The organism is Halovibrio variabilis, assembly GCF_007991175.1.
GTDB lineage: Bacteria > Pseudomonadota > Gammaproteobacteria > Pseudomonadales > Halomonadaceae > Vreelandella > Vreelandella variabilis.
In genome coordinates, this window is record NZ_BJXV01000016.1 from 45,311 (window position 1) to 58,582 (window position 13,272).

Annotated in this window: 23 protein-coding genes; 4 read left to right on the forward strand and 19 right to left on the reverse strand. The window is 54.0% G+C overall.

Features of this window, described 5'->3' with window-relative positions; genetic code table 11:
• Positions 1 to 82: 82 nt before the first annotated feature.
• Positions 83 to 694 carry a DNA-3-methyladenine glycosylase gene (locus HVA01_RS13750; protein WP_146875987.1) on the forward strand — a complete coding sequence of 204 codons (612 nt, stop codon included), beginning with the start codon at positions 83 to 85 and terminating at the stop codon, positions 692 to 694.
• Here the strand turns inward: HVA01_RS13750 and HVA01_RS13755 are convergent.
• Complete coding sequence (locus tag HVA01_RS13755) at positions 691 to 1,548, reverse strand: NAD-dependent protein deacetylase (RefSeq protein ID WP_146875988.1); 858 nt, start codon at positions 1,546 to 1,548, stop codon at positions 691 to 693. The two genes, HVA01_RS13750 and HVA01_RS13755, sit on opposite strands and share 4 nt — an antisense overlap.
• A gap of 106 nt (positions 1,549 to 1,654) precedes the next feature.
• Between HVA01_RS13755 and HVA01_RS13760 the strand changes: the two genes are divergently transcribed.
• Together HVA01_RS13760 and HVA01_RS13765 are read left to right on the forward strand one after the other, a co-directional pair.
• Positions 1,655 to 2,827 (forward strand): UbiH/UbiF/VisC/COQ6 family ubiquinone biosynthesis hydroxylase, encoded by a 1,173-nt coding sequence (locus HVA01_RS13760; protein WP_146875989.1) that lies wholly within the window; start codon positions 1,655 to 1,657, stop codon positions 2,825 to 2,827.
• A 75-nt stretch (positions 2,828 to 2,902) separates the two neighbouring features.
• Positions 2,903 to 4,096: an E22 family MetX-like putative esterase gene (locus HVA01_RS13765; protein WP_146875990.1), complete on the forward strand. Its 1,194-nt coding sequence runs from the start codon at positions 2,903 to 2,905 to the stop codon at positions 4,094 to 4,096.
• A gap of 61 nt (positions 4,097 to 4,157) precedes the next feature.
• On the opposite strand, the gene HVA01_RS13770 is transcribed toward HVA01_RS13765, so the two are convergent.
• From HVA01_RS13770 to HVA01_RS13790, 5 genes are all read right to left on the reverse strand, one after another.
• Complete coding sequence (locus tag HVA01_RS13770) at positions 4,158 to 4,430, reverse strand: antitoxin (RefSeq protein ID WP_146875991.1); 273 nt, start codon at positions 4,428 to 4,430, stop codon at positions 4,158 to 4,160.
• Positions 4,427 to 4,705 carry a BrnT family toxin gene (locus tag HVA01_RS13775; protein ID WP_146875992.1) on the reverse strand — a complete coding sequence of 93 codons (279 nt, stop codon included), beginning with the start codon at positions 4,703 to 4,705 and terminating at the stop codon, positions 4,427 to 4,429. The genes HVA01_RS13770 and HVA01_RS13775 overlap by 4 nt, the downstream gene beginning before the upstream one ends.
• A gap of 84 nt (positions 4,706 to 4,789) precedes the next feature.
• A complete protein-coding gene (locus HVA01_RS13780) occupies positions 4,790 to 5,083 on the reverse strand; it encodes a HigA family addiction module antitoxin (RefSeq protein WP_146875993.1) in 294 nt (97 codons plus the stop codon).
• Positions 5,083 to 5,253, reverse strand: a complete 171-nt coding sequence (locus HVA01_RS13785) for a type II toxin-antitoxin system RelE/ParE family toxin (RefSeq protein WP_371860153.1) — start codon at positions 5,251 to 5,253, stop codon at positions 5,083 to 5,085. Before HVA01_RS13785 ends, HVA01_RS13780 begins: the two co-directional genes overlap by 1 nt.
• A gap of 95 nt (positions 5,254 to 5,348) precedes the next feature.
• Positions 5,349 to 6,002, reverse strand: coding sequence for a DsbA family oxidoreductase (locus HVA01_RS13790; RefSeq protein ID WP_146875995.1), 654 nt, complete (start codon positions 6,000 to 6,002; stop codon positions 5,349 to 5,351).
• Between the two features lie 99 nt (positions 6,003 to 6,101).
• Between HVA01_RS13790 and HVA01_RS13795 the strand changes: the two genes are divergently transcribed.
• The gene (locus HVA01_RS13795) at positions 6,102 to 6,524 is read left to right on the forward strand and encodes a hypothetical protein (RefSeq protein ID WP_146875996.1); all 423 of its coding nucleotides are present in this window, start codon (positions 6,102 to 6,104) and stop codon (positions 6,522 to 6,524) included.
• Between the two features lie 106 nt (positions 6,525 to 6,630).
• Here the strand turns inward: HVA01_RS13795 and HVA01_RS13800 are convergent, their stop codons facing one another.
• The 13 genes from HVA01_RS13800 to HVA01_RS13860 form a co-directional block, all read right to left on the reverse strand.
• Positions 6,631 to 7,188: a hypothetical protein gene (locus HVA01_RS13800; RefSeq protein WP_246129638.1), complete on the reverse strand. Its 558-nt coding sequence runs from the start codon at positions 7,186 to 7,188 to the stop codon at positions 6,631 to 6,633.
• 6 nt (positions 7,189 to 7,194) lie between these two features.
• On the reverse strand, positions 7,195 to 7,818 hold the full coding sequence (locus HVA01_RS13805) for a SagB/ThcOx family dehydrogenase (protein ID WP_146875997.1): 624 nt from the start codon (positions 7,816 to 7,818) through the stop codon (positions 7,195 to 7,197).
• Between the two features lie 75 nt (positions 7,819 to 7,893).
• Positions 7,894 to 8,514, reverse strand: coding sequence for a LysE family translocator (locus HVA01_RS13810; protein WP_146875998.1), 621 nt, complete (start codon positions 8,512 to 8,514; stop codon positions 7,894 to 7,896).
• Between the two features lie 91 nt (positions 8,515 to 8,605).
• A complete protein-coding gene (locus tag HVA01_RS13815) occupies positions 8,606 to 8,950 on the reverse strand; it encodes a nuclear transport factor 2 family protein (protein ID WP_170243520.1) in 345 nt (114 codons plus the stop codon).
• A gap of 88 nt (positions 8,951 to 9,038) precedes the next feature.
• The gene (locus HVA01_RS13820; protein WP_146876000.1) at positions 9,039 to 9,254 is read right to left on the reverse strand and encodes a hypothetical protein; all 216 of its coding nucleotides are present in this window, start codon (positions 9,252 to 9,254) and stop codon (positions 9,039 to 9,041) included.
• A gap of 18 nt (positions 9,255 to 9,272) precedes the next feature.
• Positions 9,273 to 9,509 (reverse strand): MBL fold metallo-hydrolase, encoded by a 237-nt coding sequence (locus HVA01_RS13825; RefSeq protein ID WP_307725362.1) that lies wholly within the window; start codon positions 9,507 to 9,509, stop codon positions 9,273 to 9,275.
• 42 nt (positions 9,510 to 9,551) lie between these two features.
• On the reverse strand, positions 9,552 to 9,803 hold the full coding sequence (locus tag HVA01_RS13830; RefSeq protein WP_146876001.1) for a hypothetical protein: 252 nt from the start codon (positions 9,801 to 9,803) through the stop codon (positions 9,552 to 9,554).
• 516 nt (positions 9,804 to 10,319) lie between these two features.
• Positions 10,320 to 11,282: a ribonuclease Z gene (locus HVA01_RS13835; RefSeq protein ID WP_146876002.1), complete on the reverse strand. Its 963-nt coding sequence runs from the start codon at positions 11,280 to 11,282 to the stop codon at positions 10,320 to 10,322.
• Between the two features lie 41 nt (positions 11,283 to 11,323).
• A complete protein-coding gene (locus HVA01_RS13840) occupies positions 11,324 to 11,617 on the reverse strand; it encodes a HigA family addiction module antitoxin (protein WP_066321251.1) in 294 nt (97 codons plus the stop codon).
• Positions 11,617 to 11,895: a type II toxin-antitoxin system RelE/ParE family toxin gene (locus HVA01_RS13845; RefSeq protein ID WP_146876003.1), complete on the reverse strand. Its 279-nt coding sequence runs from the start codon at positions 11,893 to 11,895 to the stop codon at positions 11,617 to 11,619. Before HVA01_RS13845 ends, HVA01_RS13840 begins: the two co-directional genes overlap by 1 nt.
• 331 nt (positions 11,896 to 12,226) lie before the next feature.
• On the reverse strand, positions 12,227 to 12,409 hold the full coding sequence (locus HVA01_RS13850; RefSeq protein ID WP_146876004.1) for a hypothetical protein: 183 nt from the start codon (positions 12,407 to 12,409) through the stop codon (positions 12,227 to 12,229).
• 268 nt (positions 12,410 to 12,677) lie between these two features.
• Complete coding sequence (locus HVA01_RS13855; RefSeq protein WP_146876005.1) at positions 12,678 to 12,959, reverse strand: type II toxin-antitoxin system RelE/ParE family toxin; 282 nt, start codon at positions 12,957 to 12,959, stop codon at positions 12,678 to 12,680.
• A complete protein-coding gene (locus HVA01_RS13860) occupies positions 12,956 to 13,228 on the reverse strand; it encodes a CopG family ribbon-helix-helix protein (protein ID WP_146876006.1) in 273 nt (90 codons plus the stop codon). Before HVA01_RS13860 ends, HVA01_RS13855 begins: the two co-directional genes overlap by 4 nt.
• Between the last annotated feature and the right edge of the window lie 44 nt (positions 13,229 to 13,272).

Genomic DNA, 13,272 nt, shown 5'->3' on the forward strand with positions numbered 1-13,272 from the left:
ACTAACTCCGCGTCTATTGGCTGTGGTTTGTTAATACCCTAGCATTTTACTCAAGTAAACGCCGAAGCGAAGCCTCTCTATCATGCCGATTGCCCTAGACCATTGCCTGGCCCCGCTTGGGCGGGATTTTTATAACCGCAACACGCTTGAGGTCGCCCGCGACATGCTGGGCTGTTGGCTGGTGCGTGAGCATAACGGCGAGCAGATGGCCGCGAGGATTGTTGAAACAGAGGCCTATTGCGGCGTTGAGGATTCTGCCTGCCATGCCCACCGCCGTCGCTCCCCGCGCACCGAAGCCATGTTCGGGGCAGCTGGCCATGCGTATGTGTATCTCGTCTATGGCATGCATTGGCTACTCAACGTGGTCACGGAACCCGACGGCTCGCCCTGTGCGGTGTTAATTCGCGCCGTGGAGCCCACCGCCAACGAAGCCGCTATGCGCGCCACCCGCCAAGCAACCGGAAAACAGCTTAGCAATGGCCCGGGCAAGCTCACCCGTGCCCTCAGTATTGATAAAGCCCTGTATGGCCATGATATGACCCAGGCTGACAAGCTATGGATCAGCGCCGCAACGCACGATGCCGTGATCGCCAGCGGCCCACGAGTAGGCATTGATTACGCTAAGCCCGAGCACCGCGACGCCCCCTGGCGATTTTGGTGTGAGGGCAACCCGTGGGTTTCAAAGGCGCGCTAATCGCTCTGTAAACAGCTGACAGCCTGTTCAAGCACCGGCGTTAACGGCGCACGCCACTGATGGGTCAATAGCGCGTCAGCCCGTGTGACGCCAAGCGAGAGCGATGCAACCGGCAGGCCCAGCCCATGCGCATCACGGCAGAAGCGGTAGCCGGAAAACACCATCAACGAGGTCCCCACCGCCAACACCGCACCGGCATTACTCAGCCCCGCCTGAGCAGCAAGGCGCCTAGCGGGTGGCACGACGTCGCCGTAATAAACCACGTCCGGCTTTAAAATCCCGCCACAGCGCGGGCAGTCAAACACCTTAAAGGTGCTGAAATCGGTTTCCAGGTCGGCATCGCCGTCCGGTGCATAGCGTGCATCCAACGCGGCAAAGCGCGGGTTCATAACGGCCATCTCGCTATGCATGGCGTGGCGCATCATCGTGTAATCGCAGCTCATGCACTTCACTAAATCTGCCCGGCCATGTAGATCAACCACCCTCTTAGACCCCGCCCGCTGATGCAGCCGATCGACATTCTGCGTCACCAGCAGCTCGATAAACCCCATTGCCTCCAATGCCGCCAGGGCTTTATGGGCGCCACTCACCTGGGCCTCGCGCATTGCTTTAAAGCCCACTAACGCGCGCGCCCAGTAACGCTGGCGCACCGCAAAGGAGCCCATAAAATCGCCATGCTGAACAGGCGGGGGCCGTTTCCACTGGCCATCCGCATCGCGGTAGTCGGGAATGCCGCTATCGGTACTCACTCCCGCCCCGGTAATCACCCACAGCTTGGGGTAGCGCTGAATAAAATCAGCCAGCTCCTCACCCGCCTGGCTAACGCTTTTTGCAATTTCCACGGCCTGCGTCAATAGTTCACCTCTAGGCAATGTGGTTATGAGTCAGTGATACTGTAGAACATCAGCGGGCCATGCAACGCGCCCTTCATCGGTTATTGTGCACCCAGGAGATACTCTTATGCAGCAGGACCATGACATTATTATTGTCGGTGGCGGCATGGTGGGCGCTGCGCTTGCTGCCCGCCTAGGCCACGCGGGCTTCTCGATTGGCCTGGTTGAGCGTGATGATGCACCCACCGCACCGAGTGGCGATTACGACCTGCGAATTTCATCGCTGAATGCGCGTTCTCTCGCGTTTATCAAAGCCAGCGGCACAGCACTGCCCGAAGAACGCAGCTGCCCTTTTCGGCATATCGATGTTTTTAACCAGGATGGCTCAGGCCACTCGCTGTTTTCTGCTGAAGAGAGCGGCATGGAAGACTTCGGCATTTTCGTCGAAAACCTCACCCTGCAATATGCGCTCTGGCAGCGCTTGGAACAGCTGCCCAGCGTTACCTGTTATACCCACTGCGCACCGCTGACCACCATCTCAGCCACCTCCGCCCGCCTGCTTGAGCTGGATAACGGTAAAACCCTAAGCGCACGGCTGATTGTCGGGGCTGACGGCGCGCAGTCCACCCTGCGCGAGCTGGCCGGGATTAGCGTTAGCAGCTACGACTATCACCAGCTGGCGATGATCATTAACGTGGAAACCGAACTGCCTCAGCAGGATGTCAGTTGGCAATGTTTTACCCCCACCGGCCCACTGGCTATGCTGCCGCTGCCCGGCCAGCGCGCCTCCCTGGTGTGGTACGACAGCGACGACGCCATCAAAGACCGCGAACAGCTGGACGACGAAGCGCTCAAAACGGCCATTGAAACGGCCTTCCCTACTCGCCTGGGCAAGCTCACCCGTATCGTCGCGCGGGCCAGCTTTCCCATCAAGCGCCAGCACGCCCAGCGCTATATCGGCAAGCGCCTGGCGCTGATTGGTGATGCCGCCCATGTGGTGCACCCGCTGGCGGGCCAGGGGTTAAATATCGGCCTCCACGACGCCGACACGCTGGCCGAGATTATCATTCAAGGCCGCGACCCCGGCGACTACGTCAACCTACTCCGTTTTGAGTGCCAGCGCCGTGCAGCCAACCAGGCAATGATCGCCGCCACCGACAGCTTCCACCACCTGTTTACCGGCGCCAAACCGCTACGCCAACTGGGCGATTTAAGCCTGCAGCTCGCCGAACGCTTCCCGCTCGCCAAGCGCATGATGATGCAGCAGGCCAATGGGTTGAATCCGTTTAAAAGGCGCTAGGGTCTACTACGCTGAGAGGGTGGTCACTGCCCGTGGCCAAAACAATCACAATAAACCCTCGTTAAAGGCAACCCTATGGCACCTACACGACAAACGCTGTTCGCGGCAACGCTATGTTCCGGCCTTGGCCTTCTTCTGGCTTCTCACCTCTGGGCCTGGGATGGCGTCGTCGAGAAGCAAACCTTCGCAATAGACAGCTTCACGACCCAGGGCGGCGAGACGATTCCCGACGTCACGGTGGGTTGGGAGGCCTACGGCGAACTTAACGACGCTCGCGATAACGTTATTTTAATTACCCACTTTTTCTCCGGCACCAGCCATGCAGCAGGCCGCTATGACCCTGATGACGAGCTGGCTGGCTACTGGAATGCCATCATTGGGCCCGGTAAGCCGCTGGACACTGATGAGTACTACATTATCTCCTCGGATACCCTGGTCAACCTGAATGCCTTTGATCCCAACGTCACCACCACCGGGCCTGCCTCTATCAACCCTGACACCGGCGAACCCTGGGGCATGGATTTCCCGGTGGTGACCATCCGTGACTTCGTCGAAGTACAGCGCGAGCTGTTGGAGAGCCAAGGCATTGAATCGCTGCATGCGGTGATGGGTGCCTCAATGGGCGCACTACAAGCCATTGAGTGGGCCAGCGCCTACCCTGACTGGGTCGAGCGCCTGATCCCCGTTATCGGCAGCGGCGTTGCCAACCCCTGGCTGCTGGCGACGCTCAGCGCCTGGGCAGCGCCGATTCGACTGGATGCCAACTGGAACGAGGGTAACTACTACGACGGCGAGCCACCCACCGACGGGCTAAAAGAAGCGCTTAAGCTCGTTACGCTTAACGCCAACCACTGGCAGTGGGCCAACGACACCTTTAACCGTGACTGGGCCGACGAAGATCGCGACCCGGCCAAGGATATCAACGCCCGTTACGCCATTGAGCAAACCCTGGATGATATCGCCGCCGCCCGCGCTGAGGTTTCCGATGCCAACCATTTTCTATACTTGGTTCAGGCCAACCAAACCTTTATGGCAGGCCACGGCGACTCGTTAGAAGCGGGGCTTGCCGCTATCGAAGCACCGACATTGATGCTGTATAGCGAGAAAGACTTAATTTTCCCTCCCGAAGGTGTTCGCCGCACTGCGGAATTGATTGAAGCGGACAGTACCGACGTTACCCTTGAAACTCTGGAAGGTAATAGAGGCCACTTGGATGGCGTCTTATCCATCGACCAAGCCAGCGATACGCTGCGGGAGTTTTTGCAGTAAGGGATTGAGCGCTGGCTTGAAGTTAAAGCCAGCGCGCTCACTCAATGGATAGGCGGATTAGCTACCGATCCTCATGCAAGCGACCTTCTACATATTTATGAAGGATACTGGCAACAAGCGTTTGGTAGGGAATGCCTTCCGCCAAGGCTTTTTTCTGTAGACCGCGAAGATCCTTGGAAGAAAGCCTGATATTGATGCGCGCATCTTTCTTGAACATCGCATCAGCATACTGCTGATGCCTCGCATTCCTGTTCTCAATATCTGTCGCTCGCCGCAACTCTCCCGCATCAAATGCATCCAGAATATCTTGCTCTTCTTTATTTAACCTACTCATTTTGAACCTCCCAAATAGGCTTTTGTTGCTTTCCGGCTCGGAATGATCGTTTTCAGAAAAACCTCATCCTCCGACTCCACGAAGGGCACCAAATAGGCATACCCTTCTATCTCAACCACATGAATTTGCTGACCCGGATACCTGTCCTGGTTCGGATGCTCGAACGTATCTAGGATACCCCCAACCGAGATATGCAAAACAACATCCTCGAAAGAGATATCCCGTTCCTTTTGGAGAAGTCTGTTTTTCTCTGGGTTCCACGTGATCGGTTTCATAAGCCAAAGCGTAGCACATTGTGTGCTTTTTGTACTCAATAAGTAGCGTTTTCAATGATCCGAAAAAAACCTATGACATCTTGGTTAAGCAGCTTCAAAATCCAAAGGGTGAAGATCGTCTAAATTAACTGTGCTGCGGGCCATACATAGGTCATACATATCCTGCATGGCCAGCCAGCTCTCGGGGGTGCGCCCGAGTACCTTCGACAAGCGCAATGACATCTCGGGGCTAATACCGCTATCCCCTTTAAGTAATCGAGAAAGCGTAGAGGGTGAAACACCCAAACTGGACGCAAGCTGACGGGAACTGATACAAAAGGGTGCCAGGTAAACCTCTCGAATAAATTCTCCGGGATGCAGCGGGTTATGCATCGTCATTAGTGATAATCCTCATAATCAAGAATGTAGGCGTTGCCATCCCGAAATTTGAACGTCATGCGCCAAGTTCCATTAATCCAAATCGCCCATCGCCCTGTATCCTTCCCCTTTAATGGGTGAAGGCGAAAACCGGGGATATCCATGCCTGAAATAGCCGTATCCAGGGCAATTAAAGCGCTGGCTTTGAGTCTTTAAGCCAGCGCTTAAGACGTTGCGATAGAAACCAGCCTGACTAGCCGCCATTCAGACCGAAGCCTCTAAAGCATTAGCGGTTTGCGTTTTCTTCAGCCACCTGACGGAGCGCATCGACAAGCACGTCGGCGGGCTGGGCGCCAGCAATCAGGTAACGTCCATCGAGAATGAAGCCCGGCACTGCGCTCACCCCTGCCTCCATGAATCGCTGTTCTGCCGCGCGAACTTCATCCGCGTACTGATCCGACCGGGCGATGGCCTCGGCGGCGTCCCCATCTAGCCCGACCTCAATGGCCTTCTCTCGCAGAACGGTGGGATCTGAAGGGTTTTTCGCCTCACCGAAGTAGGCATCAAACAGCGCCAACTGCAGGGGCGTCTCCAGGTTTTGCGTTGCGGCCCACGTCAGCACGCGGTGAGCAGCGAAGGTATTGTTCGCTCGACGCTCCTGGGCGCCACGAAAATTCAGCCCAAGCTCTTCGGCCACGGCCATAATCTCGCGCTGGGACTGCTCCATGCTGGCCGCATCTTTGCCATACTTGCGGCACAAGTGCTCCAGGATCGGCTCGCCCTCGGGAGGCATGTCCGGGTTCAGCTCAAAGGGCTGCCAGACAAGCTCAACGTCGATCTCGCCATCAAGCGTTTCTAGCGCTTGTTCTAAGCGCCGATAGCCGATCGCGCACCATGGGCAGGCTACATCGGACACTAGGTCAATTCTTACCTTCTGCATTTTGTATATCCCTTCGACATATCCCAAAATTCGATCAAACTAAAGAAAGCATGTTACGTGTATATAGTGAGTAACGTCAGTAGTGATAAGGAGACAGCCATGGAAAAAGCGGCGTTAGCGTTAAGTACCCTATTACTTATCAGCGGTTGTGCTCACAATAGCCATACCGAAACCTCCGACGTGAACGACTCAGGTACGGCAACCGAGCAAAGCGCGCCCCACCATCAGATGACTGACCAATGGGTCGGCCGATGGACTGGCGTAGAAGGGTTATTCCTGGAAATCAGCAAGGACGAGTCGGCAGGCCCGGGCCATTATCTCCTTCACATGCGCTACGGCCTGGATGCCGATCAAATCGGCACTTTCGAAGGGCAAGCCACCGCCGAGGGCATTCGCTTCAACCGCGGGGACCGCTCACAGATGCTTCGTGCGGGCGACGGCGAAGCCACAGGTATGAAGTGGCTAATGGAAAAAAAAGACTGCCTGGTAGTAGCAACAGGTGAAGGCTATTGCCGCGACTGACTCGCCCGGCACTCTTTTAATAAGCGGCGACAAATTTGGGCCATGCCCGACATCGCCCGCCTTCTGGGTCACCTGCTCGGTGTAGGTGGCTTCATGCGCCAGCCACCTACACACGTCGCAGCCCGACCAGCAATACCCATAACCTTTGAATACCCACAGACCCCACAAAAAGAACCAGCCCCATCGCTAAAGAGGCTCCTCCTCGCCATAATAAATAAGGGTTGGCACTTGAGTGCTGTTGCGCAAAACTCTCGCCAAGGGAAACGACACCGGTGGCAATAAAGTAAATACCGATAAGCGCCGTTCCAACCGCCATCAAAGCTCGAATGCCCATCAACACGCTTGCCTCGTGTGGAACCAGCCAACCCGCCAGCTTCTCGCGTAGCAAAATAAGACCAACACCAATCAGCGTGTAACTAAAAAAGTGCACCGCGTGGATCGTTAATACGCTAGCCGGTATATCTCCCTGATCAGAAAACACCATAAATAACGATGAAACGACATCAGGCAATTGACGTAACGTCATCCATAACCCCATTAGCGCAATCAGGCTTGCGACCAGCGGGCGTGTTTGCATCCTTGGCATAGATTCCTCTGTACGAAAAGCGTTGTAGTTTGAGTGGCGAAGCGGTGTAAGGGCCATCAGCGTGACGCGTATTGTCATGCGCTGCTAGACATCCTGCCGCTGCCCAATACACAGCAGTGCCGTCGGCTCCAAGTCTGCGGGTAACCTCAGTGCTTGCTTCACCCTCAAATCATCAAACCCTGCTACCAGGACACAGCCGACTCCGAGCGCCGTACTCAAAAGATGGATGTTCTGCGCTAAAGCACCCACTTCCATATACACATAGCGAGCACCGCGTTCCCCCTGAGGTGGCTGACATTCAAAGTGCCGAACCGCCTCCCCAAGTTTCGCTGTGACGCCGATGACGATAGCCGCATCTTTCAACCATGGTTGATCGCCGATACCTAGCTCTAGCATGGTCCCTTCCGGGACACGATCACCGACAAGCTTCAGCGAATGACTGTCATCCATATACTCATAAATACCAGGCTCAAGCCCTGATACTCGTTGCACCGCGATTCGTAGATGGAGCGGGTATACCCCGCCGGCCGATGGAGTTGTTCTTTTTTGGTCTGGACCGGTGCTTCCCTGAGCCGACCAAAGCAACTGGGACAAGAGGCCTAATGGTAAAGGCGCCTTTGAGTAATGCCTTATACTGCGACGAGCCTCAATACAGCCAACCAATGGTTCAGCGTTTTGCAATTCTGGTGCAGGTAACTCGAAGATCATGCATTGACTCCCTATGCATAACGTAGAGCCAACCGGCGGGCCGTTAGGGACTTCCGCCTACCGCGGTTTGTTAGTTCACTCACGACGAGCCAGCAAAAGGCCAATGCCAGCACTACCCAGTAGCCCCGAGCAAATCCGGTTGAACACAAGACGCATCGAAGGTCGAGAAAACCAATGACGCAATACTTTCCCGACAAGTGCATACCCGGCTATCGCTATCCATTCAAGTACCAAAAACAGGATACCTAGCACCAGGAACTGAAATCCGACAGAACCGGCAGGGTCGACAAACTGAGGCAGAAAAGCAGTGAAAATCAAAATAGCCTTAGGGTTTCCGGCCGCGAGAAGAAACTCTTGCCGCCCCAATTGGAGCAAGCTTCTCCCTCCAATTGCTTCATTTTCATTGTCAGAAGGATCTGCAGCCCACAATTGAAAGGCAATCCAAAGCAGATAAAAGCCTCCGACAACCTTTATGATGAGAAATAACTTTTCCGATGTGTAAAGCACGGTGGCAAGCCCCATCGCCGCAAGCGTAATCATGCCCACGAAGGCAACCAGGCGACCGACACCGGCATAGCAAGCAGTTCTGACGCCGTACCGCTTCGCGTTAGCCATTGACAGCAGATTATTGGGCCCAGGCGCCATGTTCAGAGCAAAGCACGCTGGTATGAACAACAAGATAGTCATTAGCGACACAGTTGGCTCTCCTTTTTTGAACGCCCGCAGCACCGGACAATTTGAAGCGCCAACGAAAAGTTGCTCCGAATGATGGCGCTTGTTAAACGGCTCAGGTCACTACGGTAGATTGGTGATGCAGCATTTGCCAGCGACCATCTTGCTTTACCCACACAGAGCTTCGATAGGCTATTTCCCGAGGTGATTTTATCGACCGATACGTAACCAAAATGTGCTCATTTCCCAATGATTTGAACTTGAAATCACTGAGCTGATAGGTGGTTGTGCTCGGAGTATTGGCGCTGTCTAGCACGTCACTCTTACGGATCACCACTCCAGAGCTACCGAACTCAAGAAACTCATCTGAGAGTAACTCCTGCAGACGAGCAGCATCCTTGCGGGTGCCAGGATCAACCAACTCCATTTCTAAAGATTCAATTTCTCGGAAAATGTCCATTGCTGATTCCATTTAACTTTTATTAGCTCGACGAGGATAATAGCCATACAGGCCGTTTGATCAAAGTGCAAACGACCCAAGTCATTATTTATGGTTTGTAGCGTGTCGGGGCAATAACAAACCTCAGCAGCCCGTTGCCGAGCGTTAACAAGACCGCAAAGCCGAGCACCGAAACAGCTTGCCGCGCGTCCGGGCCACCCACCAGCGTGTAAACAGCGATAAAAGTTCCCTTGCCAAGGACAAGGAAAATAGCGCGAGGGGTTCTGGCGATACCGGTTTTCAGGTAGTCATTGCTTACAAGCATGGCCGAAATACAAACTGACTACTCGCCTGCCAGTTCAGAAAAGTGGCCTGCTTTATCCAGGGTGTATTCGCCAAAATCCCGCGCCAAATAAAGCGAGCCGGAATAGACGCTCAGGGCTTCTTTGCGAATGTCCTCAATGGAAGGCAACGCATGGGGGTTGGGCTGGTAACGGGGGCTGAAGTGCGTCAACACCAAGTTGGGGAGCGCTACCGATTCGGCAAACGTGGCGACCTGTCTGGCATAGCTATGCCCCACCTCACCGGCCTTTATGGCTTTCCTTGCTATATAAAAAAGACATTAATTGCAATTAATAATGTATTCCAGTTGTTCTGCTGTTTCGCCTGTAATGCGTCTATTGTGAACGTACCGCGTGCCATGGCCCTCAAGCTCAATTGTCACCATGTAGTAACGATTACAGCCAGAGCGGTGCTCCACTACGGGGCCAATATCCAGCACCTTGTAATGTAAGTCTTTCTCATATGCAGACGTGCAACCTCCATCCTCTAAAGCAATATTGAAGGCGTCCATCTCTTCCTGAGTTGCATCCATGAATCTCTTTCTGAGAGTCTCATAAAGCCCAACGGTGTTACACATGCGCCCAGCGTTGGACACTACTCCTTCATCGCCTATTTCCAGAGACATATTCGGCTGAGGCGGCCCTGGATCAATACATCCAGACAGTAGCAAAGCCGTGGCTATGCCCATCATTTGCCTCATCGCCATCCCCTAAGAATATTTTACCTAACGTATCATAAGGGTCAGGAATGGAACACGCAATTTGAATAGTTCAGAGCAGGCTGGAAGCAGCTATGTTCATCTACCTGGGGGTGACGTCGGGATCATCACATACGTTCTCGAGCTTCGATAGCTCAACTTTTCGCCCGTTGGGCAGATACAAGTTAGTTATACTGGATCAAAATGAAACGTGCTGGCTGGCGTCGTCTCTCGCTAGCCTTTATCCGGCAGGGTCTGGTGGCGCTTGCCGTATTTGTCTTTCTGGCCGGTGCGACGTCACCCCTTTTTCAGTAGCCGCATTTTCGGAAGGATGGTCGAAAAACGGCCCACCTATTCGCCCGCCACTTCAGATAAGTGACCCGACTTGCTCAGGGTGAATTCGAGAAAATCCCGCGCTAAATAAAGCGAGCCGGAATAGACGCGCAAGGCCTCTTGACGGATGTCCTCAATGGATGGCGAGGCAAGGGGGTGGAACTGGTAACGAGGACTGAAGTGCGTCAGCACCAGATTGGAGAGCTTTACCGATTCGGCAAACGTGGCGACCTGACCGGCGTAGCTATGCCCGAAGTCACCCGCCTTTTCGGCCATGGCTTCAGTGTAAGTCGCTTCATGCACCAGTACCTGCGCCTCGGCGCATGCTTCCGACAACAAGTCGGGCTGGTCATTATCTCCGGCGATCACCACCTTTCTTGGCTTGTGTTTGAAGATCAGGAAATCACGGCTTTTTAACCACTCGCCCGCAAATTCAATATCCATCCCTTGCTTCAACTGCCCCCACAAAGGCCCTCTGGGAATCCCCTTTTGTATCAGCTTATCCACGTCCAGAGAAGCGTCCACCTTTCTCTCCGTGAATCCATAAGCATAGGACGTCGCCCGGTGTGAAAGCCTGTGGGTAGCAACCGAGATGCGCTCAAACTCGACGCTTGGCAGATCATCAGAATCGACAAATTCCAAGGCGAAGGGTAACGATAGCTGGGTGGCCTCAAAGGTGGCGTCCAGCCATGCCTTGATGCCCGCTGGCGCCACAATGGTCAGCGGCAGTGTTCGGCCATTCATCGCCGCACTCGCCAGTAGGCCCGGCAGCCCATAGCAGTGGTCGCCGTGCACATGGGTAATCAATATGGCTTTCAATGCATTCAGTGACAGCTTGGTGTTCAAGACCTGATGCTGAGTGCCCTCACCACAATCTATCAGATACCACCCCTTCCCTTTGCTCTCGCGCAACGCGACCCCGGCGACGTTTCTGCTTTTGGTGGGGACACCGGCGGAAGTGCCGAGGAAGAGTAAGTTCATAGCTTGTTGGTGATCTCTCTAGAGTTCAGGAGTAGCTTTCGTTAAGCGGCTTCAAAATCCAAAGGGTGAAGATCGTCCAAATTAAGTGTGCCGCGAGCCATCCATAGGTCATACATATCCTGCATTGCCAGCCAGCTTTCTGGGGTGCGCCCGAGAACCTTCGACAGACGTAAAGACATTTCAGGGCTGATACCGCTATTCCCTTTGAGCAATCGTGACAGCGTAGAGGGCGAGACGCCTAAACTGGAAGCCAATTGGCGAGAACTGATACCAAAAGGCTCCAAGTATACCTCCCGAATGAATTCACCAGGATGCGGCGGGTTATGCATCGTCATCAGTGATAATCCTCATAATCAAGAATGTAAGCGTTGCCGTCCCGAAATTCGAACGTCATGCGCCAATTTCCGTTAACCCGAATCGACCACCGTCCTTTGTCTTTACCCTTCAAGGGATCAAGCCGAAAACCGGGTATGTCCATGTCTTCCACCGACGAGGCGGTATCCAGAGCAGCTAGCTGCATACGCAGCTTCCCGGCGTGATCAGGCTGTATGCCCGCCGTGCTACCGGTGGCGTAGAACCGCTTCAGTCCTTTGTGGCGGAATGATTTGATCATGAGGACATTATAGCGCGTTGCGCATCACGCACCAATAAAGTTGATTATTTTATAACCATGGAGAGGGGTAGGGTCATTGATCCCGAGCCTTACTAATAAAATCCTCTAGCAGAGCGTTTGCACGCTCAACATCCCGTTCGTAAATGAATAGGTGATCAAACACGGCACCGCACTGGGGGCCTGCCTTGATCCCTTCATTATTTAGCAATTCTAAAACAGGACGAAGGAATCCGATGACGTCGAAGGGAAGGTCTCCATCCGTTGAAACGACACGGAACGAACCGAAGTAATCCCTGACAGGGACTTCGGATTTCAAGCGTTCAAATGCTATTTACTCGACTATCGCCGACACACCCGCTTGGTCGCGAATCAAACAGCTATAGCGGCCATCACATTCGACAAACACGCTAGCAGCATCAGCGGCGGATACATCTCCTAGCTCTAACATCCAGTACCGTTCAGGCCAGATTTTCAACTTCATATTCGCCCATACTGCAATCGGATCAATAGACATCCAATCCTCCTATTAGATGGCTACCCCATGCCTGCAGCATGCGCGCCCATGAAATGGAGCCGAGGGTGAAATGTAAAGGGCGTCGCCGGAAACACTGCTTGATCAGTTCAAAATCGAAGCTAACAAGCGGGTGCCCTACCAATCGCTGATCAAGGCTTGGCTTGCGGATGATGTGAACGCCAACCGTCGCACCTGAGGCAGCGCACAGGTGGCCTTGAGGCATCGAAGCGGAGACAAGAGCGTCCAAGTGCCGCGTTGGGTTAAATTGCTATCGCTCACCCTCAAGGCCATGCCAAACCCGGAGAATAATGATGGCACTGGTATGAAGCGAATATCGAACGACGTATTTTCCGAAAACCATATCTCGAATAGAGTCAGGCACCGGTGCCATTTCAACTGGCGTGCCCATGTTGGGGAAGTCTGGCAGCAATTCGATTTTACCAACCAGGTCTGAAGCTATCCTGGCTGCCGCCGTCGGATTATGCACCGCAATAAAATCCCGGAGACGTATCAAATCATCAATGGCTTCGTCCGTGTAAACCAGTTTCACTTACCTGACCCCGGCGCATCCTGCTCGTTTTCAGTTCCCCAGCTTTTAAGCCAGCTGTGAACCTCGCTGGCATCAACAACCTTGCCCTGGGCAGCAGACTCCATTGCCTCTAATGTTTGCTTCCACCGCTCTTGCTCGAGCTGCTGCTTTTCTATGTATTCCGCAAGTGCCTGGTTAATCACCCAGCCTTTGCTCCTGTGCAGCCTGCTGGCGATGGCTTCCAGATGCTGCTCAACGTCTGCTTGAAGGCGAACTGTGGTGACACTCATGGCTATATCCCCGAATTTGGCGACTACAACGTATTACAGCATAG